The 20,987-nt window shown below is 72.9% G+C and carries 18 protein-coding genes and 1 pseudogene; 6 read left to right on the top strand and 13 right to left on the bottom strand.

Annotated elements, in window-relative coordinates:
* Window positions 1-252 precede the first annotated feature (252 nt).
* Window positions 253-543 carry a hypothetical protein gene (locus tag B085_RS0112730; protein ID WP_018558947.1) on the top strand — a complete coding sequence of 97 codons (291 nt, stop codon included), beginning with the start codon at window positions 253-255 and terminating at the stop codon, window positions 541-543.
* An 82-nt stretch (window positions 544-625) separates the two neighbouring features.
* On the opposite strand, the gene B085_RS0112725 is transcribed toward B085_RS0112730, so the two are convergent.
* Entirely contained in the window at window positions 626-1,741 is a 1,116-nt protein-coding gene (locus tag B085_RS0112725) for a S1 family peptidase (protein ID WP_018558946.1), read from the bottom strand.
* 149 nt (window positions 1,742-1,890) lie between these two features.
* On the opposite strand from B085_RS0112725, the gene B085_RS0112720 reads away from it, so the two are divergent.
* Window positions 1,891-2,733 carry a hypothetical protein gene (locus B085_RS0112720; RefSeq protein WP_018558945.1) on the top strand — a complete coding sequence of 281 codons (843 nt, stop codon included), beginning with the start codon at window positions 1,891-1,893 and terminating at the stop codon, window positions 2,731-2,733.
* Here the strand turns inward: B085_RS0112720 and B085_RS42185 are convergent.
* Window positions 2,726-3,688 carry a slipin family protein gene (locus B085_RS42185; RefSeq protein WP_078619864.1) on the bottom strand — a complete coding sequence of 321 codons (963 nt, stop codon included), beginning with the start codon at window positions 3,686-3,688 and terminating at the stop codon, window positions 2,726-2,728. The genes B085_RS0112720 and B085_RS42185 overlap by 8 nt on opposite strands.
* Before the next feature lie 100 nt (window positions 3,689-3,788).
* Window positions 3,789-4,745 (bottom strand): helix-turn-helix transcriptional regulator, encoded by a 957-nt coding sequence (locus B085_RS0112710; RefSeq protein ID WP_018558943.1) that lies wholly within the window; start codon window positions 4,743-4,745, stop codon window positions 3,789-3,791.
* 62 nt (window positions 4,746-4,807) lie between these two features.
* On the opposite strand from B085_RS0112710, the gene B085_RS0112705 reads away from it, so the two are divergent.
* A complete protein-coding gene (locus tag B085_RS0112705) occupies window positions 4,808-5,929 on the top strand; it encodes a winged helix DNA-binding domain-containing protein (protein ID WP_018558942.1) in 1,122 nt (373 codons plus the stop codon).
* 39 nt (window positions 5,930-5,968) lie between these two features.
* On the opposite strand, the pseudogene B085_RS50680 reads toward B085_RS0112705, so the two are convergent.
* From B085_RS50680 to B085_RS0112690, 3 genes and pseudogenes are all read right to left on the bottom strand, one after another.
* A pseudogene (locus B085_RS50680) lies at window positions 5,969-6,127 on the bottom strand (trypsin-like serine protease); the annotation flags it as partial.
* Window positions 6,128-6,387: 260 nt separating this feature from the next.
* Complete coding sequence (locus B085_RS0112695) at window positions 6,388-7,449, bottom strand: S1 family peptidase (protein ID WP_018558940.1); 1,062 nt, start codon at window positions 7,447-7,449, stop codon at window positions 6,388-6,390.
* A gap of 777 nt (window positions 7,450-8,226) precedes the next feature.
* The gene (locus tag B085_RS0112690) at window positions 8,227-9,375 is read right to left on the bottom strand and encodes a DUF5685 family protein (protein WP_018558939.1); all 1,149 of its coding nucleotides are present in this window, start codon (window positions 9,373-9,375) and stop codon (window positions 8,227-8,229) included.
* Window positions 9,376-9,667: 292 nt separating this feature from the next.
* On the opposite strand from B085_RS0112690, the gene B085_RS0112685 reads away from it, so the two are divergent.
* A complete protein-coding gene (locus tag B085_RS0112685) occupies window positions 9,668-10,117 on the top strand; it encodes a cell division protein SepF (RefSeq protein ID WP_018558938.1) in 450 nt (149 codons plus the stop codon).
* A gap of 42 nt (window positions 10,118-10,159) precedes the next feature.
* Here B085_RS0112685 and B085_RS0112680 read toward each other — a convergent pair whose 3' ends face one another.
* Both B085_RS0112680 and B085_RS0112675 read right to left on the bottom strand, forming a co-directional pair.
* Complete coding sequence (locus B085_RS0112680) at window positions 10,160-11,344, bottom strand: acyl-CoA dehydrogenase family protein (RefSeq protein ID WP_018558937.1); 1,185 nt, start codon at window positions 11,342-11,344, stop codon at window positions 10,160-10,162.
* A gap of 82 nt (window positions 11,345-11,426) precedes the next feature.
* Window positions 11,427-13,055 (bottom strand): MFS transporter, encoded by a 1,629-nt coding sequence (locus B085_RS0112675; protein ID WP_018558936.1) that lies wholly within the window; start codon window positions 13,053-13,055, stop codon window positions 11,427-11,429.
* Window positions 13,056-13,710: 655 nt separating this feature from the next.
* On the opposite strand from B085_RS0112675, the gene B085_RS0112670 reads away from it, so the two are divergent.
* On the top strand, window positions 13,711-14,715 hold the full coding sequence (locus B085_RS0112670; RefSeq protein ID WP_026250979.1) for a phosphatase PAP2 family protein: 1,005 nt from the start codon (window positions 13,711-13,713) through the stop codon (window positions 14,713-14,715).
* A gap of 117 nt (window positions 14,716-14,832) precedes the next feature.
* Here the strand turns inward: B085_RS0112670 and B085_RS0112665 are convergent, their stop codons facing one another.
* The 3 genes from B085_RS0112665 to B085_RS0112655 all read right to left on the bottom strand — a co-directional run bounded on the left by B085_RS0112665 (window position 14,833) and on the right by B085_RS0112655 (window position 16,557).
* Window positions 14,833-15,048: an I78 family peptidase inhibitor gene (locus tag B085_RS0112665; RefSeq protein ID WP_018558934.1), complete on the bottom strand. Its 216-nt coding sequence runs from the start codon at window positions 15,046-15,048 to the stop codon at window positions 14,833-14,835.
* 218 nt (window positions 15,049-15,266) lie between these two features.
* Window positions 15,267-15,656, bottom strand: a complete 390-nt coding sequence (locus B085_RS0112660; RefSeq protein ID WP_026250978.1) for a DUF779 domain-containing protein — start codon at window positions 15,654-15,656, stop codon at window positions 15,267-15,269.
* Window positions 15,657-15,660: 4 nt separating this feature from the next.
* On the bottom strand, window positions 15,661-16,557 hold the full coding sequence (locus B085_RS0112655) for a bifunctional DNA primase/polymerase (RefSeq protein WP_018558932.1): 897 nt from the start codon (window positions 16,555-16,557) through the stop codon (window positions 15,661-15,663).
* Window positions 16,558-16,853: 296 nt separating this feature from the next.
* Here B085_RS0112655 and ctaD point away from each other — a divergent pair, with 296 nt between their 5' ends.
* The gene (gene ctaD, locus B085_RS0112650) at window positions 16,854-18,569 is read left to right on the top strand and encodes a cytochrome c oxidase subunit I (RefSeq protein WP_018558931.1); all 1,716 of its coding nucleotides are present in this window, start codon (window positions 16,854-16,856) and stop codon (window positions 18,567-18,569) included.
* 64 nt (window positions 18,570-18,633) lie between these two features.
* On the opposite strand, the gene B085_RS0112645 is transcribed toward ctaD, so the two are convergent.
* A complete protein-coding gene (locus tag B085_RS0112645) occupies window positions 18,634-19,986 on the bottom strand; it encodes a glycosyltransferase family 4 protein (protein ID WP_018558930.1) in 1,353 nt (450 codons plus the stop codon).
* Window positions 19,987-20,386: 400 nt separating this feature from the next.
* Complete coding sequence (locus B085_RS0112640) at window positions 20,387-20,887, bottom strand: transglycosylase family protein (protein WP_018558929.1); 501 nt, start codon at window positions 20,885-20,887, stop codon at window positions 20,387-20,389.
* Between the last annotated feature and the right edge of the window lie 100 nt (window positions 20,888-20,987).

Here is a 20,987-nt window from a genome sequence, read left to right as displayed (position 1 = left end):
CCCGGCCTTCCCCGGGCACGGCGTCATCGCCCCGCCCGCCGGGCCCCGCGGGCGGGACCGGGGCTCGGGAGGGGTGCGAGGGTACGCGCCCTCCCGGAGGGTCCAAACACCGCATCGGTGCGAGATTCGTCACGTCCCGATGTCACGCGGGTGCTCCCGCGTCCCATGCGTCAACCCGCGTCACGCATACGTCACCCCGGTGGCTACTCAGGGGTTGCGAAGGCAAGGGGACGGCACGATTTACTGACCGCCATGACGGCGACCGACACCATCTCCAGACCCATGGCGCACCCCGGCCGGCTGCGCATGGTGAGCCACCTGCGCCGCCTCGCGGCCGCCGGTCTGGTGGAGCCGCCGTGCGGCGCACGGACCCCGCAGTACCCGGAGGACGAGGACGCCGAGGTCTGGGACGACTTCCGGCACCGGCTGGCGGCCCTGCTGGTCGGCCTGCACGAGGAGGCCAAGGCGCCGCGCCCGGCCCACCGGGCCGTGCACGTCGGCGCGACGGTCATGGCCTTCCCCCTGCACCGCCGGTTCCGCTGATCCGCTGATCCGCTGATCCCGGCCGCACACGCCCGGGCCCCGGACGCCGCCGCGGCCCGGAGCCCCCTGAACCACGTGGACGTCAGCCGAGTTGCGCCCCGACCGCGGCCAGCGCCGTGGTCACCGGCTGGAAGAAGGTCTCCCCACCGACCTGGCAGTCCCCACTGCCGCCGGAGGTGAGGCCGATCGCGCTGCCGTCACGGGTGAACAGCGCGCCACCGCTGTCGCCCGGTTCGGCGCAGACGTCGGTCTGGATCAGCCCGGTGACGGTGCCCTCCGGGTAGTTGACCGTCGCGTCGAGTCCGAGGACCGTGCCCCCGTTCAGCCCCGTGGTGCTGCCCATCCGGAACACCTCCTGGCCCACCGCGGCCTCCGCGGCCCCGCCCACGGCCAGGGCCCGGCCGTTGCCGAGGTTCACCTGGCTGGGCGCCTGGGTGTTCGGGTCGTCGTACGTCACGAGCGCGAAGTCGCCGTCACCCGGGAAGGTCGCCTGCCGCACGGTCGCGACGGGTGCCCCGCCCTGGCTGTCCGACCAGTTCGCGAAGGCGACCCCGCAGTGGCCCGCGGTGAGGAAGGCCGGGGCGCCGTCCTTGACGACGTTGAACCCCAGCGAACAGCGTGCCCCGTCGGCGAAGATGGCGTCACCGCCGGCCACGAGGGGCTTGAACTCGCCCGCTGACTTCTGGATCCGGGCCATGCCGCCGCCCAGGGACCGCACGGTGGACTCCAGGGTGTCCCACCTGCCACCGGTGACGGTGCTGTCCGCGGTGACCAGGATCCGGTTCGTCCGGGGGTCGACGGCCCAGGCGGTGCCGGGGATCGTGGCGCGCTGCCTCAAGGTCTGTGCGGCGGAGCTCAGTTCGGCGGCGCTGTTCTCGACCGTCCGGGTCGCGGCGCCGGCCTTCGCTGCCCGCTCGGCCACGTCGCCGCCGTCCCCGGCGACCACGTTCACCACGAGCCGCCGGCTCCTCGCGTCGTAGTACGCCCCCGCGACGGACGGGCCGAACTCCGCGCCGAGCCGTGAGGCGAGTTCCGCGGCGGCCGCGGCGGTGAGCCGCTTCGGCGCGGGGACTTCGGGGCCCTGCTCGGCGGGCTGCGAGGCATTGGCGTTGGGCAGCAGTACGGCCGCTGCCGCGATGGCGGCGGCACCGGCCGTGACGAACACGATCTTCCGCTTGGCTATCTGTTTGTGCTTCAACTCGTGACCTCCTGTGGGGGGATACAGGCCGGATCGTCGGGCGCAAGGGGGAAGCGTCGTTCCGTCTGACATACGCGGCCCCACCCCGTTGCGTTCACCGCGGCAGATCGGCTCGCGCCCCGGGTCACGGTTGTGGTGGAATCCGCCTGATGAGCACTTTCGACCCCTCCCCCGTGGCGCTGGACTACCGCGCCGCCTACGACCGGCAGTTGCGCGCCCGTGTCCCCGCCGACCTCTCGCGGTACGAGTCGGTGGAACGCGACGGCCCGCTGCTGCGCAAGACCTACCGGCACGGGGAGGCGGGGTTCCTCGACTACCGCGACCTCGGCGGGCTGGACGGGCCCGGGCTGGACGCCTTGATCACGAGGCAGCGGGACCACTTCGCCGCGCTGGGCATGCCGGTGGAGTGGAAGTACCACACCCACGACCTGCCCGCGGGGCTGCCGGACCGGCTGGTCGCGGCCGGCTTCGTGCCGGAGGAGCCGGAGACGGTGCTGGTCGGCGAGGCGGCGGCGCTGACGGCCGCCCCGGTGCTGCCGGAGGGTCTGACGCTGCGGGAGGTCACGTCACGGGCGGACTTCGAGCGCGTCCGGCGGATGGAGGAGACGGTCTGGGGCGTGCCCCACGACTGGCTGCCGGGGATGCTGGAGAGCGAGGTGTCGGGGTCCGGCGACCCTTGCGTGGTGGTCGTCGCCGAGACCGCCGACGGCACGGTGGTCTGCGCCGGCTGGGCCCGCTTCCACGAGGGCACCGACTTCGTGTCGCTGTGGGGCGGCTCCACCTTGCCTGAGTGGCGGGGCCGCGGCGCCTACCGGGCGACGGTGGCGCACCGGGCCCGGCTGGCGGTCGCGGCGGGTCACCGCTTCGTGCAGGTCGACGCGTCCCCGGACAGCGCCCCGATCCTGGCCCGGCTGGGGCTGCTGCCGGTGGCGGTGACCGTGCCGTACTTGTGGCGGCCGGACGTGCCGCGGGCGGAGGGCGGGCTCAGCTGACGTCCGGGGGCCGCTGCGGCCGGACGGCCTCCAGCAGCGGGTCCGCCGCGAGGGTCTCGCGCAGGTCGGCGGGGAGCTCCTCGGCGGGCTCCGCCAACGGAACGCCGGACTCGGGCAGGTCGGCGGCGGCCCTCGGCGCGGGCCCCCGGGGAGACGCCGCCGCCGCGCGGGGTGCGGGCTGCTGTTCGACCGCCGGGTACGGGCCCTGCTGTGCGCGCTCGAGGAAGCGCAGCAGCTCCACCGGGAAGGGCAGCACGAGCGTGGAGTTCTTCTCCGCGGCGACGGCGACGACCGTCTGCAGCAGGCGGAGCTGGAGCGCGGCGGGAGTGTCGCTCATGACCGCCGCGGCGTCGGCGAGCTTCTTGGAGGCCTGGAACTCGGCGTCCGCGTTGATGATCCGCGCCCGGCGCTCCCGCTCGGACTCGGCCTGGCGGGCCATCGAGCGCTTCATCGTCTCCGGCAGCGAGACGTCCTTGATCTCCACGCGGTCGATCTGCACGCCCCACCCGATGGCCGGGCTGTCGATCATCAGCTCCAGCCCCTGGTTGAGCTTCTCACGGTTGGAGAGCAGGTCGTCCAGGTCGCTCTTGCCGATGATCGACCGCAGCGAGGTCTGCGCCATCTGCGAGACGGCGAACCGGTAGTCCTCGACGTTGATGATCGCGTCGGTGGCGTTGACGACCTTGAAGTACACCACCGCGTCCACCTTGACCGTGACGTTGTCGCGGGTGATGCCCTCCTGGGCGGGCACCGGCATCGTCACGATCTGCAGGTTCACCTTCCGCATCCGGTCGACGACCGGCACGATCATGGTGAATCCGGGGGTCCGCACCCCGTCCCTGACCTTGCCGAGCCGGAACACCACGCCCCGCTCGAACTGCTGCACCACACGGGCCCCGGCCACGAAGTACAACGCTCCTGCCGAGAGCACGGCGGCTATCAACTCGACGACCATCACGGCCCCCTGGGGTCCGGAATCGCAGTACTTCCACGGTACCTCGCGGGTAACCCGCCGGATACGGGCCGGGATGCCCCGTTACGGTCCGGGCGGCGGCCTACCGCGGCGCGCCCGCCGCCCGGGCGAGCCGGTCCGCGACGACACGCAGCCGTTCGGCCAGCTCAGGGGGCTCCCGCACCTCGAAGTCGACGCCGAGCATGCCGATGTAGACGGCGAGCGCGTCGAGGGACTCGGAACCGGTGCGCAGCACGCAACTGTCCGGCCCGGTGGACTCCACGGTCGCGTACCCCGCGTACTCGGCCACGGCCTCGGCGGGGGCGTGCACGACGACGACGGCCTGGTGGCGGTAGGCCCGCGAGGTGACCCCCCGCGCGACGTACGACGCGGCGTCCGACGGGGGCCGCCGGGGCGCGAAGCGGGGGCCGGTGGGCGTTCTGGGGTCCATCCGGTCGACACGGAAGGTGCGCCAGTCCTGCCGGTCGGTGTCCCAGGCCAGCAGGTACCAGCGTCGGCCGTGGTGGACCAGGCTGTGCGGCTCCACCGTGCGGCGGCTCGCGGTGCCGCCGTGCGCCCGGTAGTCGAAGCGCAGCCGTTCGTGGTCGCGGCAGGCGGCGCCGATCGCGGTCAGCACGTCCTGGGCGACGGCGCCCGGCAGGGACGCGGGGCGGGCGACCGCAACGGCCTCCATGGCCTGCGCCCGGCGGCGCAGCCGGGAGGGCAGCACCTGCTCCAGCTTGGCCAGTGCGCGCAGCGAGGTCTCCTCGATGCCCTCGACGCTGCCGCCGGCGCCGGTGCGCAGACACAGCGCGACCGCGATCGCCTCGTCGTCGTCGAGCAGCAGCGGGGGCAGCGCGGCGCCCGCGCCCAGCCGGTAGCCGCCGGCGGTGCCGGGGGTGGCGTGCACGGGGTAGCCGAGGGCGCGCAGGCGCTCCACGTCGCGGCGCACCGTCCGGGCGGTGACGTCGAGGCGCTCGGCGAGCTCGGGCCCCGTCCAGTCGCGCCGGGACTGGAGCAGGGACAGCAGGCGCAGCAGTCGGGCGGAGGTTTCCAGCACGGCAGCAGTCTGGCAGGCATCGCGGACGGTTCCTGACCGCGTTCAGGCCTACCGTGACGCCCATGGAGACGATCCCCGAAGGCGCCGTCCTGGACCGCCGGACGCTCAACCGCTCCCTCCTGGCCCGGCAGTCGCTGCTGGGCCGGGAGCCCACCGGCGCCGCGGAGATGGTCGAGCGACTGGTGGGACTGCAGGCGCAGGAGCCCCAGGACCCGTACGTGGCGCTGTGGTCCCGGATCGAGGACTTCGCGCCGCAGGAGCTGTCCGGGATGCTCGCGGACCGGCGGGCGGTGCGGATGTCGCTGCTGCGGTGGACGGTTCACCTGGTGACGGCACGGGACTGCATGGCGCTGCGCCCGGTGGTGCAGGACGTGCTCGAACGGCGCCTGCTCGGGCAGTTCCGGCGGCAGTTGGCGGGGCTGGACCTGGCGGAGGTGGCCGGAGCGGGCCGGGCGCTCCTCGAGGACGGCCCGCTGTCCCCGAGCCGGCTCGGGGACGCCCTGCGGGAGCGCTGGCCGGAGCGCGAGCGGCTGCCCCTCGCGCTGGCCGTCACGGCACGGGTGCCGACCGTGCAGCCGCCGCCCCGCGGCCTGTGGCGCACCTCCGGCGCGGCCCTGCAGACCCCGGCCGACCGGTGGCTCGGCCGGGACTTCGACCTGGGGGACGGCTCCGCGCCGGACGCGGCGGTCCTGCGCTACCTCGCGGCCTTCGGCCCCGCGTCGGCCGGGGACGTCGCCGTCTGGTCGGGGCTGACCGGGCTCCGCGCGGTCATGGACCGGCTCCGCCCGGGGCTGCGGGTCTACCGCGACGAGAAGGGCACCGCCCTGTACGACGTCCCCGGCGCGCCCTTCCCCGGCCCCGGGACGACGGCGCCGCCGCGGTTCCTGCCGCAGTACGACAACATCGCCCTCTCGCACGCCGACCGGGCGCGGATCGTGCCGCGCGACCTCCGGGCCGGGCAGCCGCTGCCCGGCAGCGGCAGCAACCGCGGCTTCTTCCTCCACGACGGCTTCGTCCACGGGCTGTGGCGGATCCGGTCCGCCCGCGACGCGGCCGTGCTCCACGTCCAGCCGCACGCGCCGCTGGACGCCGGGGCGCGCACGGCGCTCGCGGCGGAGGGCGAGCGGCTGCTGGGGTTCGCCGCGCCGGAGGCCGCCGCCCGGGAGGTGCGCTTCACGGAGTGACCGGGGCGCACGTCCCGCGGGCGGTGGCCGGGGCCGGGCTCAGTACACGGCGACCCCGTACGCCTTGAGGACCGCGGGCAGCGGCTGGAAGAAGGTGGTGCCTCCCTCGGCGCAGTCGCCGCTGCCGCCGGACAGCAGCCCCAGGGCCTTGGTCCCGTCGTACAACGGGCCCCCGGAGTCGCCGGGTTCCGCGCACAAGTCGGCCGGCACGGCGACCGCGGTCGCGGCCAGCAGGCCGAGGAGCGCCGCTCCGCGCAGCGCGGCCCCTTCGGCGAGGCCGCTGCGCGGAGTGGTGCGCTTGTTCCTCATATGTCCCCCCCCACGAGGTCATGCGGTGCCTCGCGGAGTATTGCGACGATCAGCCCGGCGGACACGAGGGCCATACGGGACGTGCCCGGCGGCCGTGGGGCCGCCGGGCACGTCCGTGACGGAAGGGAGGGCGTGGACCTCCCGGAAGGTCAGAAGACGCTGACGCCGTAGACGCTGAGCGCCTCCGTCACCGGCTGGAAGAAGGTCGTCCCGCCGCTGCTGCAGTTGCCGCTGCCGCCGGAGGTCAGACCCAGCGCGATGCCCCCGGAGGTGTACAGCGCGCCACCGGAGTCGCCGCCCTCGGCGCACACGTTGGTGCGGATCATCTGGTAGACCACGTCGCCGCCGCCGTAGTTGACGGTGGCGTTGAGGCCGGTGACCGAACCGCTGTGGATGCCGGTGGTGGAGCCGTCGCGCAGGACGGCCTGGCCCACGAAGGCGTTGCCGGCGCTGGTGATGTCGGTGTTGCCGGCCGTGCCGCTCTTGGTCACGGAGGTGTTGCTGTACCGGACCAGCGCGTAGTCGTTGGTCGGGAAGCTGTAGCCGGCGTTCGAGCCCAGCACGGTGGACTGGCTGGAGTTGGAGTACCAGGTCGAGGCGACCTCGGCGCAGTGCCCGGCGGTCAGGAAGTAGTTGGTGCTGCCGCTGCGCACGTTGAAGCCGAGCGAGCAGCGGTAGCCGCCGCCGTAGATGGCGTCGCCGCCGGCGATCAGCCGCTTGAAGGTGCCGGCCGTGCGCCGGAAGGTGACCGCGTCGCCGTAGGAGGCGGTAGCCTCCTGCAGCTTGGTGAGTTCGGCGCCGGTGACGGTACTGTCGGCGGTGATCTCCAGCCGGTTGGACTTCGGGTCGACGACCCACGACGTGCCCGCGATGTCCGCGGCGAGGGTGGCCTTCCCGGCCTTCTCCAGCTGGGCGGTGCTGTGCGCCACGAACTTCGGGACCGCGCCGGCCGCGCTGACGGCCTGGGCCGCCTTGTCGTTCGTGACGTTGACGACCATGGCCTTGGCCTTGGCGTCGTAGTACGAACCGGCGGTGGAGGCGGTGCCGAGGGACGTGGTGAGCGCGGCAGCGGCCTCCGGGGAGGCCTTGGGCGCGGGGGCGGCCTGGGCGGCGGGCAGGGTGAGCGCGGTAACCGCCAGCAGACCGGACGCCACGGCGATCAGCCGTGCACGTCTCGGGACGGGGGTGTGGGTGGTGCGCTTGATCCTCACGCGTTTTCCTCCTGTGGGGGAACGGAAGGTGACCCGCGTAGCGCGGGCCGGTGAGGCGCAGCGAGAGCTCCGCCGTACTGTGGGGGTGGCGTGCTCCTGACAAATGCTGCGCACACGGGAGTATTCAGAGCCGCGCACAAGCGCACAAGGGCGGGTTTCGGCCTCGTGACGCCACTGAAACACCCCGACACCGCCTCCGCACGCACCGCTGTGACGGTGTATCGGCTGGTGAGCCCGCCGCCCCCGCCACCCGTCGGCCGCCCCCGCGTCCCACCCCCGGTTTGGCGCGAACGGACGGCCCGCGCGGAGCCGTACGGCCGCGCGCCACCGCGACGCGCGGCCGCGCGACCCGTGTCCGGGGGCGACATCCCGACCGCCCGGAGCGGCGTCGAACGGCCTCACCGCACCCGCGCACCCGACCTCGCACATGACCAGGCGCCGCGCCGCCACACCGACCCAGTGCACAGGGGCCTTCCCCGACCCCAGCCGCACCGAGCACGCACCGTCGGCTGCGCCGGACGACGCCGCCGTCCCTTCACGCCGCCTCAGCCCGCCTCCGGCTCATGGTCACGCGCGCGCCCGCGCGGCCCGCGCCCCGAGCGCCGGGGCCGCGCGATCCCCGGCCGCGCAGGGCCCGTTGAACGGCCCCACCGGGCACAACCGCCCGAGGACCACCGCGCGCACCCACGAGGGCCGGGCCGCGGGACATCGCGCCCGCGCCCCGGCGTCGCCGTCGCCCTCGCCCTCGCCCTCGCGGCGAACGGGCCGCACGGCCCCTCAGCAGTCGCAGCCGCAGCAGTCGCAGTCGCAGCAGCAGCCGTCACCGCAGCCGCAGTCGCAGTCGCACCCGGAGCAGTCGCAGCTGGAGCACCAGCCCTCACGCCGCTTGCCGCTCCAGGGGTCGTCGTAGTGGTCCCGGCAGCAGATCTGGCAGGTGCAGCAGAGTCCCGCGAACACCGCGCACCCGGCGAGCAGGCCGCGGCGGGGACCCTGCTGGTGCGGGGGGCCGGGGGTCAGCCAGGGCGACTGCACCGGCCCACCGGGGCCGCCCGGGCCCGGGTGATGGGCGCACGAGGCGCCGAACGCGCGGTCCACGGACCGCCGCAGCTCGTGGGCGAGCAGGACATGGGCGAGCGCGCCGTCGGTGAACTCGACGTCCCGTAGCGCCAGCCTGACCCCGTGCACGGCGTCGTCGCACAGCCGCCGCGCCTCGGCCAGGCTCGTCCCGGTGGCGGTCAGCGGGTTCCACGCGCCGGCCGCGGCGTCGGCGTCCAGGTCCTCCACGGCGTCCAGCAGGTGGGCGAGGCGGCCGAAGAGCCGGCCCGCCTCCTCCAGTGGGGCGCGGTTGCCCGGCCGCCCGGCCAGCACCGCCGTGTGGCCGAACGCGGCGGCGGTGGCGGTCTCGGTGGGCTCGGTGACGGCCAGCAGGGACGTGCCGGGCCCGGCGGCCGCCTCGACCGCGGTCTGCCGGCCGACGGCGTCCACCAGCACCGCGGTGTCGAAGCCGAGGACCGAACCCGTCACGGCGCCCGCGCGGTCCCAGCGGCGGGCCACCGTGCGCGCCGCCGCGGCGACCGGACGGCGCGCCAGCAACCCGTCGCCGTCCGCCATGTGGTCGCGCACCTTCGCGGAGGCCAGCACCAGCGAGACCGCCGCGGCCAGCCGCGCGCCCTCCCCCTGCGCCACCGGCGCGGTCCGCATCGCCCGCAGCGGGCACGGCCCGGCGGTGCGGCGTCCGTCCCGCGTCCGCCCGGCCTGGCCCTCGACCAGCACCGAGACGATGAGTCCGTCGTAATTCGTGGCGACCCTGGCCAGTTGCCCGTGGTCATCCCTCAGGGCGAGGCAGAGACCGCACAGATGGGCCGTCCACGATATGGCCAGCTTCTCCGGCAGGCGGTGCCTGCACGGTCTGACGATTCCGAACATCGCAATCCCCCGTACGTCATTCGCAGCAATGGAGCACGTCATCGGCTGGTCGTTCTGTACGCCGCCCGTTCGGCTGTCCGGCGGTTCGGCATCACTCTACCGAGCGGGACCCTTTCCGATGATCCGTCAGGAGCCGTATTCCATGGGGTGACTGGGGGCCACTAGTGCGATTTATGCACCAGGTCTGTCACGAATCCACCCCACGGTGGGTATCCGCTTGGCGCATCATCCGCATCATGGACGACCATAGGGGTGCGGACGGCAAACTGACCGCGTGCGAGAGGAGGCGTCCATGGGATCGGTACGACGGGCGAGCGCCTGGCTGGGACTCGTCGACGACAACAGCGCCGAGGAGTACTACGACGAGGACTACGCCGATTACGGCGACGGCGCCGAGACGTCCTCCCCCGACTCCTGGGTCACGGACCCCCGCGTGCGCGTGGCCTCCGATTCGGCGGAGGAGCAGGGCCGCCGGATCGCCACGGTCACCCCGGACGGCTTCCGGGACGCCCGCGGCATCGGCGAGCTGTTCCGGGACGGCGTCCCGGTCATCGTCAACCTGACGGCCATGGAGTCCTCCGACGCCAAGCGCGTCGTCGACTTCGCGGCCGGCCTCACCTTCGGCCTGCGCGGCTCCATCGACCGTGTGGCGAACCGCGTCTTCCTGCTGACCCCGCCCGACTACCTGGTCGTCAACGCGGACAGCAGGCGCGGCGGCGACGGCTTCTTCAACCAGAACTGACCGCGGCATCGGCGCCGGGTTCCGGCGCCGATGCCGTGGCGGCTACCGGAAGGCGTCGAGCCCGGTGAGCGCCTTGCCGAGCACGAGCTGGTGCATCTCGACGGTGCCCTCGTAGGTGAGCACGGACTCCAGGTTGGTCGCGTGCCGCATCACGGGGTACTCCAGGGAGATGCCGTTCGCGCCCAGCACGGTCCGGGCCGTTCGGCAGATCTCGATCGCCTCGCGCACGTTGTTGAGCTTGCCGAAGCTGACCTGTTCCGGACGGAGCGTGCCCGCGTCCATGCGCCGCCCGAGGTGGTGGGCGAGGAGGATTCCCTTGTGCAGTTCGAGCGCCATGTCGGCGAGTTTGGCCTGGGTCAGCTGGAAACCGCCGATGGGCCGGCCGAACTGCTCGCGGGTACGGGAGTACTCCAGGGCGGCCTCGAAACTGCTGCGCGCGGCGCCCATGGCCCCCCAGACGATCCCGTAGCGGGCGTGGTTCAGGCAGCTGAGCGGGCCGCGCAGACCGGTGGCCTCGGGGAGGACGGCGTCGGCGGGCAGGCGCACGTCGTCCATCACCAGTTCGCTGGTGACGGAGGCGCGCAGCGACCACTTGTGCTTGATCTCCGGGGCGGAGAACCCCGGGGTGCCCGCGGGCACGGCGAAGCCGCGGATGCCCTCGTCGGTGCGGGCCCACACCACGGCGACTCCGGCCACGGAGCCGTTGGTGATCCACATCTTGCGGCCGTTCAGGATCCAGTCGGATCCGTCCCGTTTGGCGTGGGTGCGCATGCCCGCCGGGTCGGAGCCGTGGTCGGGCTCGGTGAGACCGAAGCAGCCGATCACCTCGCCGGCGGCCATCCGCGGCAGCCAGCGCCGCTTCTGCTCCTCGGAGCCGAACCGGTGGATGGCGTACATCGCCAGCGAGCCCTGGACGGAGACGAGCGAGCGGATGCCGGAGTCGGCGGCCTCCAGCTCCAGGCAGGCCAGGCCGTACTGGACGGCGGAGGCGCCGGCGCAGCCGTAGCCGGTCAGCGACATGCCCAGCGCGCCGATCGAGCCGAGTTCCCTGGCCAGCTCGCGGATCCCGGGCAGCTCGCCGCGCTCGTACCACTCCGCCACGTGCGGCAGCACGCGGTCGGCGGCCCAGCCGCGGACGGTGTCCCGCACCGCGCGGTCCTCGTCGTCCAGCAGGTCGTCGATGCCGAGCGGGTCGTACGGGTCGAACTGCGGCTTTCCAGCGGACATCGTCGTCCTCTCCGGTGATCACTGCGTCTCGCCGACGAAGCTACTTCCGTGGCGGGGGCGGGTAAAGCCCCCGACGGTGTGCTCAGCGCGACACGTCGGCCCCGGCCAGGGCGTGCTCGCGTGGGGACGGGATGCCGGGGGCGGCGGGCCGCTGGGCCGCCGTGCCGCACTCCATGCGGCGGGGCAGCCGCAGCGCGGCGACCGCGCCGAGCAGCAGCAGGCCCGCGCTGACCACCAGGGTGATGTGCATTCCGTGGACGAAGGCGTGCCGTGCGGCGTGCCGCAGCGAGGCCCCTGCGGAACCGCCGAGGTGGTCGGAGACCTCGTACGCCTCGCCGAGCGACTTGCCCGCCGATGCGCCGGCGTCGGCCGGCACCCCGGGGACCCGGGCGACGCCGGGGGCGTAGGCGGCGTTCATGACGCTGCCCAGCAGCGCGATGCCGAGGCCGGCGCCCAGCTGGTAGGAGGTCTCGCCGATCGCGGCGGCGCCGCCCGCCTGTTCGGCGGGGGCGTCGCTCAGCATGGACTCGTACGCCCCGAAGAGCGTGGTCTCCAGCCCGAAGCCCAGCAGGACGAAGCCCGCGGTCAGCACGCCCGGGCGGTCGTGCTGGCCCATGAGGGTCAGCACGAGCACCGCGCACGCGGTGAGGACGAAACCGGAGCTCACCATGGCCCGCGGTCCGAAGCTGCCGAGCATCCGGGAGCCCAGCAGGCCGGCACCCATGGCGGCGAGGGTGAGCGGCAGCAGCCGCAGCCCCGTCTGCAGGGGGCTCAGTCCGAGGACCAGCTGCAGGTACTGGACGGCGATCAGTTCGAGGCCGACGAGGGCGAGCAGAGCCAGCACGATGCAGCCCACGGAGGTGCCGAAGGCGGGCCTGACGAACATGCCTATGTCGATGAGCGGGTGCTCGCGCCTGCGCTGCCGCCGCACGAACAGCACCAGCAGGACCAGGCCCACGAGCAGCGGGACCAGCGCGGAGGGCTCGTACGGGGCCGCGCCGCCGCCGATCCGCTTGACGCCGAGGATGGCGCCGAGGATGCCCAGCGCGGCCATCACCGCGCCGAGCACGTCCCAGGGGCCGTCCAGCTCACCACGGGACTCCGGCAGCAGCCAGCGGGCCACCGGAAGGATGACGGCCATCAGCGGGATGTTGATCAGGAAGACCGAGCCCCACCAGAAGTGCTCCACGAGGAAGCCGCCGAGGACCGGCCCGACGGCGGCGCCGACGGCCGCGACGGCGCTCCACACGCCGATGGCGACGGCCCGCTCCCGGCGGTCGGGGAAGACCTGCCGGAGGATCGACAGCGTGGCCGGCATGATCATCGCGCCGCCGACGCCGAGCAGGGCCCGGGCCGCGATGAGGACACGTGGGTCGGGCGCGAAGGCGGCCACCGCCGAGGCGCCGGCGAAGATCGCGTAGCCGAGCAGCAGGATCCGGCGTCTTCCGACGCGGTCGCCGAGGGTGCCGAAGAGGATGAGCAAAGACGCGGCGACGAGCGGATAGGCGTCGACGATCCACAGCAGCGCGATCGCGCCGGGGCGCAGGTCCTCGCTCACCGCGGGAACGGCGACGTGCAGCACGGTCGCGTCGAGTGCGACGAGCAGCAGGCTGACGCAGAGGACGATCAGCACGGTCCAGCGGTTGACCGGCCGGGTGTGCCGCGGGACGGCGGCCGACCCGGAAATGCCGGCCGAGGACGTCCCTGTCATGTACGTACCTCCCAGCGGTGCGCTCGCGGTGTCCCTGGGCAGGACGAGGGGACGGTCCCGGGGGAACCCAGTGAGACGGGGCGAGTGAAGTCGTCAGACTACGCGAGTCCGCGCCGATGGTGGGTGGCGCAGGTCACGTTCCCACGTGGCCGTGGTCACGTGAAGGCCATGCACCGGAGATGTGCCGGACATTTCCGGTACCCGTGGGGCGGTCGTCGGGGCGTCCACGCCGTGACGTGTACCCGTCCGTTCCGGTCGTACGCACGGCGAACGCGGCGCGCGGTTCAACACGTACGCCCGCCGGGCGCGTTCACGCGCCCGGCGATCGGGGATCCGCCCAGGTCACCGGTGTGCGTCGGACCCGCGACAGGCAGGCCGCACGGAACCGGTGCGGGCCGGCCCAAGACCGGGCGAACTCCAGGAGAAGTGACGGCTAATCAACGATAAACGGGGTACAAGGAAATCGAACATGCGATTTTCCAAGATCCTCCGGAAGCACTTCGAAACATAAAATCGAGGAGTTCCCGCATTCGGCTCAATGCGAACGCCGGCACTACCTCCAATGGGTGGAGTGAGACGCAGTCCACATCACATCGTCATTACGAACCCGTCCTTCCGGCCGAACTCCGCCATCACACGCTGTAACGTCGATTGAGTGCGTACCGATGACAAGCTTCGCCTCATGGAGGAGCCCGCGACAGCCCAGGCTCCCCCGGGCATGAGCCGGACACGCGTGCTGCTGTTCGGCTCGACGCTCGTGGCCTATGTGGCCATCGTCGTAGCCGTCCTGACCACGTCCAAGCTCGTGACCCTGGACTGGCAGGTCATGATGTGGCGGCCGTACAAGCAGTGGCCACAGATCCACGCGTTCCTGGACTACTTCGTGGTCCTGGGCCAACGCGGCCCGACGGCCGTGATCGTGGCCTCCTGGCTGGGCTGGCGCGCCTGGCGCCAGCGCACCCTGCACCCGCTGCTGGTGCTGGGCACGTCGCTGCTGCTGCTGAACGTCACCGTGGGTTCGGTGAAGTACGGCCTGGGCAGACTCGGCCCGCACTACGCGACCAGCGCCGGATCGGCCGAACTCTTCGCCGGCGGCGATATATTTCCCTCCGGTCACACCGCGAACGCCGTGGTGACCTGGGGGGTACTGGCCTATCTGGCCACCACCCCGTGGGTCCGCCGGGTCACCTCCGTGATCGCGGCGCTGCTGGCGCTGGGCGTCGGCATGACCACCATCTACCTCGGCACCCACTGGGTCAGCGACGTCCTGCTCGGCTGGGCGGCCGGCCTGCTGATCCTGCTGGCACTGCCCTGGTTCGAGCCCCTGATGGCCTCCGCGGAGCAGCGGATCACGGCCTCCTGGGCCCGCCGCCGCGGCACCGGCCGGGTTCCGGCCACGGCCCCCGCCGCGAACACGGCGATGGCCTCCGCACAGCTCTCCGACAACCCGGACGGCCTACTCGAGCCCGTCGTTCTCAGCGGCCGTGCGACGACGCCCGCGTCGGGGATACCGCACCACCCGGCGCGCCCCCATACCGCCCGCCACGAGCGCACCCCGGTGACCCCGGCCGGCAGCCGCCGCCCGCCCGCCGACCGGCCGGGCCGCCCGGCGGCCGTCGGCCAGGCCGGCGTCACTCGCGGCCGCGGCACCACCGGCTGACCGCCCGCGGGGCAGGTACGCACACCTCCCGCCCCGTCCGCAGGCCTACGAAGGCCCCGGCCGCACCCCCGAGGTGCGGGCCGGGGCCTTCGTCGTGCGGGGCCGTACGGAGGGGCCTCAGCCGCTCCAGCAGCGGGTCACCCGGCCGCCCTCCACGGTGAAGTTGAGCCGGCCCACCCGGTACTCCATGGTGATGACAGCGCCCGGCGGCAGGGCGCGCACCGTGCTCCAGCCGTGCTCGGTGGCCCGGCGTTCGGCCTCGTCGGCGGAGAGCCCGACGTAGCTGTCCGGTTCGTCCTGCGGTTGCCGTGCGGCGGTCGGATCGGTTGCCATGTGAGCAACGGTAGGCGCACACGAGCCGTGACGGAAGGCGCGGCCGACTTGATCGTCACACTTCTGTCACAGAATCCCGGACAGGGTTTGGCGTGCACCGTTCACTCTTTGGGGGCGACTTTTTCAAACGCCCGCCGAATTCACGGCCACGACCGGCGAAAACCAGCCGGGCCGGTCGCGCCGGAATTCCGGGAAACGGTCCACACACATCCCTCACATCACGTCCCCAGTGTCGACAGCTCTTCGTCCGTCAGCAGCCGGGACCGAATCAGAAACCGGTTGCCCGTCGGCGCTTCCAGCGAGAAGCCGCTGCCGCGCCCCGGCACCACGTCTATCGTCAGATGTGTGTGGCTCCAGTAGGCGAACTGGTCCCGCGACATCCACACCGGCACCGGGTCGACGCCCACGACGTCGAGGTCGCCGAGGTGCACGTCGGAGTCCCCGGTGAGGAACTCGCCCAGCGGATAGCACATGGGCGAGCTGCCGTCGCAGCAGCCGCCGGACTGGTGGAACATCAACGGGCCGTGCTGGTCGGCGAGACGCCGCAGCAGGCCCGCGGCCTCCTCGGTGACGGCGACCCGGCCGGCCCTCGGTGCGGTTGAGGTCATGGGGTCAGAGTGCCCCCGCCGAGCGCCGCCCGCCAGACCCCCCGAGGACATGTCGGCGGGCGGATCCCACCGTCGACTCCGCCTCGCGTTCCGACAGTCCCGTGCTGACGGCGGCTCCGACCATCTCCTCGGCCACCCGGTCCCCGTGCCCGTTCTCGAACGCGCGACAGGCGGCCCAGAAGAGCCGCTCGTTGCGCTCCCCCACGGACGAGCCGAGCACGAAGCGGATCAGCGGCCCGGCCGTGTTCCCGCCCACCGCCGGGCCCGCCGCGGCGCGCACGGCCCGGCGCTGCGGGGTCGTCAGGAGCAGCCGCAGCAGCCGCTTGGGCACGGCGGCCGGCGGCATCGAGGCCGTCGGCGGGTCCCAGCGGTAGAGGCCGGCCGTGGTGACCGAACCCGGTCCCACGAGATAGCCGCCGCTGCCGCGCACGTCGATCCCGTTGCCGAGCCGGCGCACGGAGTTGGGCACGACCGCCTCCGCCGGGCCGCGCAGCCACAGGTGCCGGCCGCCGCTCGGAGTGATCACCGTGCGCGTCCACGGCACGGCGAAGCCCCACCGGGCGGCCAGGTCCACCAGGTCGGTCACGCCGTCGACGCCGTCCTTGCGGTCCAGGTCGAGGCCGATCAGATAGTGCGGCGAGCGCCCGCACGCGATCCCGTACCCGGCGGCCCAGGGGGCCGCCGCGAACAGCTCGGCTATCCGGGCGGGCTCGGTGGCGGCGTCGTGCACACCGTGGCCGAGCCGTCCGCACTGGCCGCGGCACATCCCGCGTCCGGTCTCCCCCCGGTGCGGTGAACGGACCGCCGGGAGCTTGGTCCGCGACAGGGGGATGACGGGGAAGCCGCGCCGCGCGGCGGCGAGCGCGCACTCCAGCGCGCGGTCGTGGTCCGGATGCGTCACGGGGTGCCCCCTCGATGCGCTACGGCATGGCCCCTTTATCGTACTTTCGTTCGACCGTCTGCTCAATGCCGCACCGCGCAGCCCGGACGGGCTCCCGGCCCGCCCGGCACCCAGCGCCTGACGCACCCTCACGCAGGTCTTCCCGCAGGGCCGGCCACCCCCATGGTGACGGCTCCGGCCCCGCCCGTCGACGACGCGTCACGGCCGTTCCGTCCCGGTCCGTCACATGATGGGCCGTCTGCCCGAGACTGTACGGAGGACCGACGGTCGGCAGGATCTACCGAGGGAGCGCGCGGATGGTGACGGACGCGGCGCGGGCCACGGCCGGGCGGACGGCGGCACCCCGGCGGCCTGGGCGGCCTGGGCGGCTGATGGTGGACTGGCTGACCACCACCGACCACAAGAAGATCGGCCACCTCTACCTGATCACGTCCTTCGGCTTCTTCCTCGCCGCCGGGTTCATGGCGCTGCTGATGCGCGCCGAGCTCGCCCGCCCCGGTCTGCAGCTGATGACGAACGACCAGTTCAACCAGTTGTTCACGATGCACGGCACGATCATGCTGCTGCTCTTCGCCACCCCGACCTTCGCCGGGTTCGCGAACGAGATCATGCCGCTGCAGATCGGCTCGCCCGACGTCGCCTTCCCGCGGCTGAACATGCTGTCGTACTGGCTGTTCCTCTTCGGCGGGCTCATCGTGCTGGGCAGCTTCCTGACGCCGACCGGCGGCGCCTCCTTCGGCTGGTTCGCCTACGCACCGCTGAACAGCCTGACCCGTTCCCCCGGGATCGGCGCCGACATGTGGGTCATGGGGCTGGCGCTGGCGGGCTTCGGCACCATCCTGGGAGCGGTCAACTTCGTCACCACCATCGTGGGGATGCGGGCGCCGGGCATGACCATGTTCCGGATGCCGATCTTCACCTGGAACGTGCTCTTCACCTCGGTCCTGGTGCTGATGGCCTTCCCGGTGCTGGCGGCGACGCTGCTGGTGCTGGAGGCGGACCGGCGCTTCGGCTCGGTGGTCTTCGAGCCGGAAGCCGGCGGGGCGCTGCTGTGGCAGCACCTGTTCTGGTTCTTCGGCCACCCCGAGGTGTACATCATCGCGCTGCCGTTCTTCGGCATCATCACCGAGATCATCCCGGTGTTCTCGCGCAAGCCGGTCTTCGGCTACACGACGCTGGTCGGCGCGACGATGGCCATCACCGGGCTGTCGATGGTGGTGTGGGCGCACCACATGTTCGTCACCGGTGCCGTGCTGCTGCCGTTCTTCTCGCTGCTGTCGTTCCTGATCGCGGTGCCGACCGGGGTGAAGTTCTTCAACTGGATCGGCACGATGCTGCACGGCTCGCTGTCCTTCGAGACACCGATGCTGTGGGCCGTCGGCTTCCTGGTGAGCTTCCTGTTCGGCGGCCTCACCGGGGTGATCCTCGCCTCGCCCCCGCTCGACTTCCAGGTCAGCGACTCGTACTTCGTGGTGGCCCACTTCCACTACGTGGTCTTCGGGACGGTGGTCTTCGCGATGTTCGCCGGCTTCCACTTCTGGTGGCCGAAGTTCACCGGGAAGATGCTCGACGAGCGGCTCGGGAGGATCCACTTCTGGACGCTCTTCATCGGTTTCCACACCACCTTCCTCGTCCAGCACTGGCTGGGCGTGGAGGGCATGCCCCGGCGGTACGCGGACTACCTGGCGGCGGACGGCTTCACCGTGCTCAACACGGTCTCGACGATCGGGGCGTTCCTGCTGGGCCTGTCCACCCTGCCGTTCCTCTGCAACGTGTGGCGCACCGCCCGGCACGGCGGGCGGGTGGAGGCCGACGACCCCTGGGGCTACGGCCGTTCCCTCGAATGGGCGACCTCCTGCCCGCCGCCGCGGCACAACTTCACGGCACTGCCGCGGATCCGCTCCGAGTCCCCCGCCTTCGACCTGCACCACCCGGAGGTCGCCGCCCTCGACCAGGGCCGGTCCACGGGGCGCCGTGATGTCGTCGAGCCCGGTGCCGGCGGCCACGACTGACCGCGACAGAACAGGGGCGGCACGACGTCGTACCGCCCCCGCGGCTTCCTGCCCTAGGCCAGGCCTAGCCCGCCTTCTGCCCGCGCGCCGGGGATCCGGCCTTGCCACCGCCTCCGCGAAGCCTCGCCCGCACCTTGTTCCGCAGCCTCTTGCGCAGCCTGCGGGCCCGACGCTTGGCCGCCCGGGCGATGTCCTTGCCCGAGTACGCGGCGCCCACGCCCAGGCCGCCGACGTGGCGTCCGGCCGCGCGCAGCCGGCCCGCGGCGCCCGCGCGGCGGGCGATGAGCTCCTCCAGCAGGGCCTCGCAGGCGTCGGCGATCTTCGCGGGGTCGTACTGGGCGCCCTTCTCCAGGGCCGCCTTGCCCATCCGGTGGCGCAGTTCGTCGTCGTTGATCAGCCGGAGCATCGCCGCGGCCAGCGCGTCCACGTCCCGCGGGGGCACCAGCAGGCCGTCCACCCCGTCGCTGATGATCTCGCCGGGACCGAGCGGGCAGTCGGTACTGACCACCGGCAGGCCCACCCGCATCGCCTCGACGATGGTCATGCCGAAGGACTCCATGCTCGACGAGACCGCGAGCATCGACCCCTTGGCCATCTCCGGCTCGATCGGCGAGGCGGTGCCCATCATGGTCACCCGGTCGCCGATGTCCAGGCGCGCGATGAGCCGCTCCAGCTTCTCCTGCTGGGCACCCGAGCCGTACAGCCGCAGGCCCCAGTCCGGCCGCTCCGCCGCGACCTTGACGAAGGCCTTGATGAGGTCTCCGTAACGTTTCACCGGGGCCAGCCGGCCGGCCGCGACGACGTACTTGGCGTCCAGGGTGCTGGGGGCGACGCCCGGGTCGGGCACGCTGTTCGGCAGGGTGACCACCCGCACCCCGGGCAGCCGCAGCCTGCGCCGGTAGGCGGCGGCGTCGGCCTCGGTGGTCGTGGTGACCGCGTCCAGCCGGGGGTACAGGCGGCGCAGCGTGAGGAGAAGCTGTACGGAGTGGGTCTCCAGCGTCAGATGCTCCTGCGCGATCCGGACCATGTGGCGCGGGGCCTGCAGGGCGATGTGGACGTTCAGCCCGGGACGCGTGCCGATGACGACGTCGGCGTCGAGCGACGTCAGATGGGCCTCGATCCTCCGGTCGCTGAGCACGCTGTACTGCTCGTAGCGGTTCTCGCCCTTGGGGAAGACCGAGGAGGGCGTCCTGTACAGCGGGTCCTTCAGATCGCAGGTGTCGCTGTCCGGGCGCAGGTCCACCAGGTGGCGCAGGCCGACTCGCGGGTCGAGGGTGAAGGTGGGTTCCTCACGGTGGCGGAAAACGGAGACGATCTCGACGTCGTGCCGCTCGGCCAGGGCTCCCGCCAGGTTGAAAGTCGTGCGGATGGTGCCACCGACTCCGTACGCGTTCTGGATCAGTATGGAAATGCGCATGCGTCCCTGCGTTCTCCTGCTTCCCACGGACCGGTGTCCGTCCTGGTGCTGGCAAGACCGCCCTCGAGGCCCACAGGTTGCCCCCGTTCACCTTCCTGTTTCCTCGTTGTATCCCCGCCGTGATGTCCATGTGAGGTCCCGGGGCATCATCCCCGGATCCCGTGCCATCAGGGACGGAGCCCCGTCGCGGCGCGGAGCGGCGATCGCGGCCCCCACTGCATTCCCCGGACGGCCCGGCCGCCCGGGCCCCCGTTCAGGGTGTCACCCCACCGGACTACGCATAGAGGGCCCACCGGGTGACGGAGGGAAGTGGACGCGGGCGCCGGGCGGCGGGCGGCGGGCAGACCGGCGGCCGGGGAGCGGTCCGGGGAGGGGCGCGCTCACGGCGTGCCCGGCGGGCTCACTTCGGCAGGCGCAGCAATGTCCCGGGGGTGAGCTGCCGGGACGGGTCGGAGCCGATGACGTCCTGGTTGAGCCGGTACAGCTCGGCCGCACCGCCGCTGACGTTGAAGCGCCGGGCCATGGTCTCCAGGGTCTCGCCGGGCCGCACGGCGTGCGCCCGGCCGGACAGCCGCAGGCGCTGCGCACAGGTGGGCCAGGCCTCCCAGCCCTGGTCGCGGAGGATCTCCTCGGCGACGGTCATCTGCTGGTCGGGGGTGGCGCGGTCGGGCCTGGAGGCCATGTCGAGGCCGCCGTGCTCGACCCAGGTGGGCTGGAAGATCTGCAGCCCACCGTAGAAACCGTTGCCGGTGTTGGTCTTCCAGCGGTTGCTGCTCTCGCAGGTCGCCAGCTCCAGCCAGACGGGTGCGTGCCCGTCGGCCTGCGCGACCCCCGGAGCGAGGGCCGCCCACGTGGCGAGCACAGCGAGCGCGGTCACCGCGAGACGGCGGGGACGGAACATGCGGGCCAGGTTAGGCGCGGCGCGGCGGGCGTCGCCGCCCGCCGCGCCGCGCGCGTCTCCGGGCCCACCCGGTCGGAGCACGGCCGCCGGGTGGGCCGGG

Source organism: Streptomyces sp. BoleA5, assembly GCF_000373665.1.
GTDB lineage: Bacteria > Actinomycetota > Actinomycetes > Streptomycetales > Streptomycetaceae > Actinacidiphila.
The sequence above is the reverse complement of the archived record's forward strand: the minus strand, read 5'-3'. Positions and strand labels throughout refer to the sequence as shown.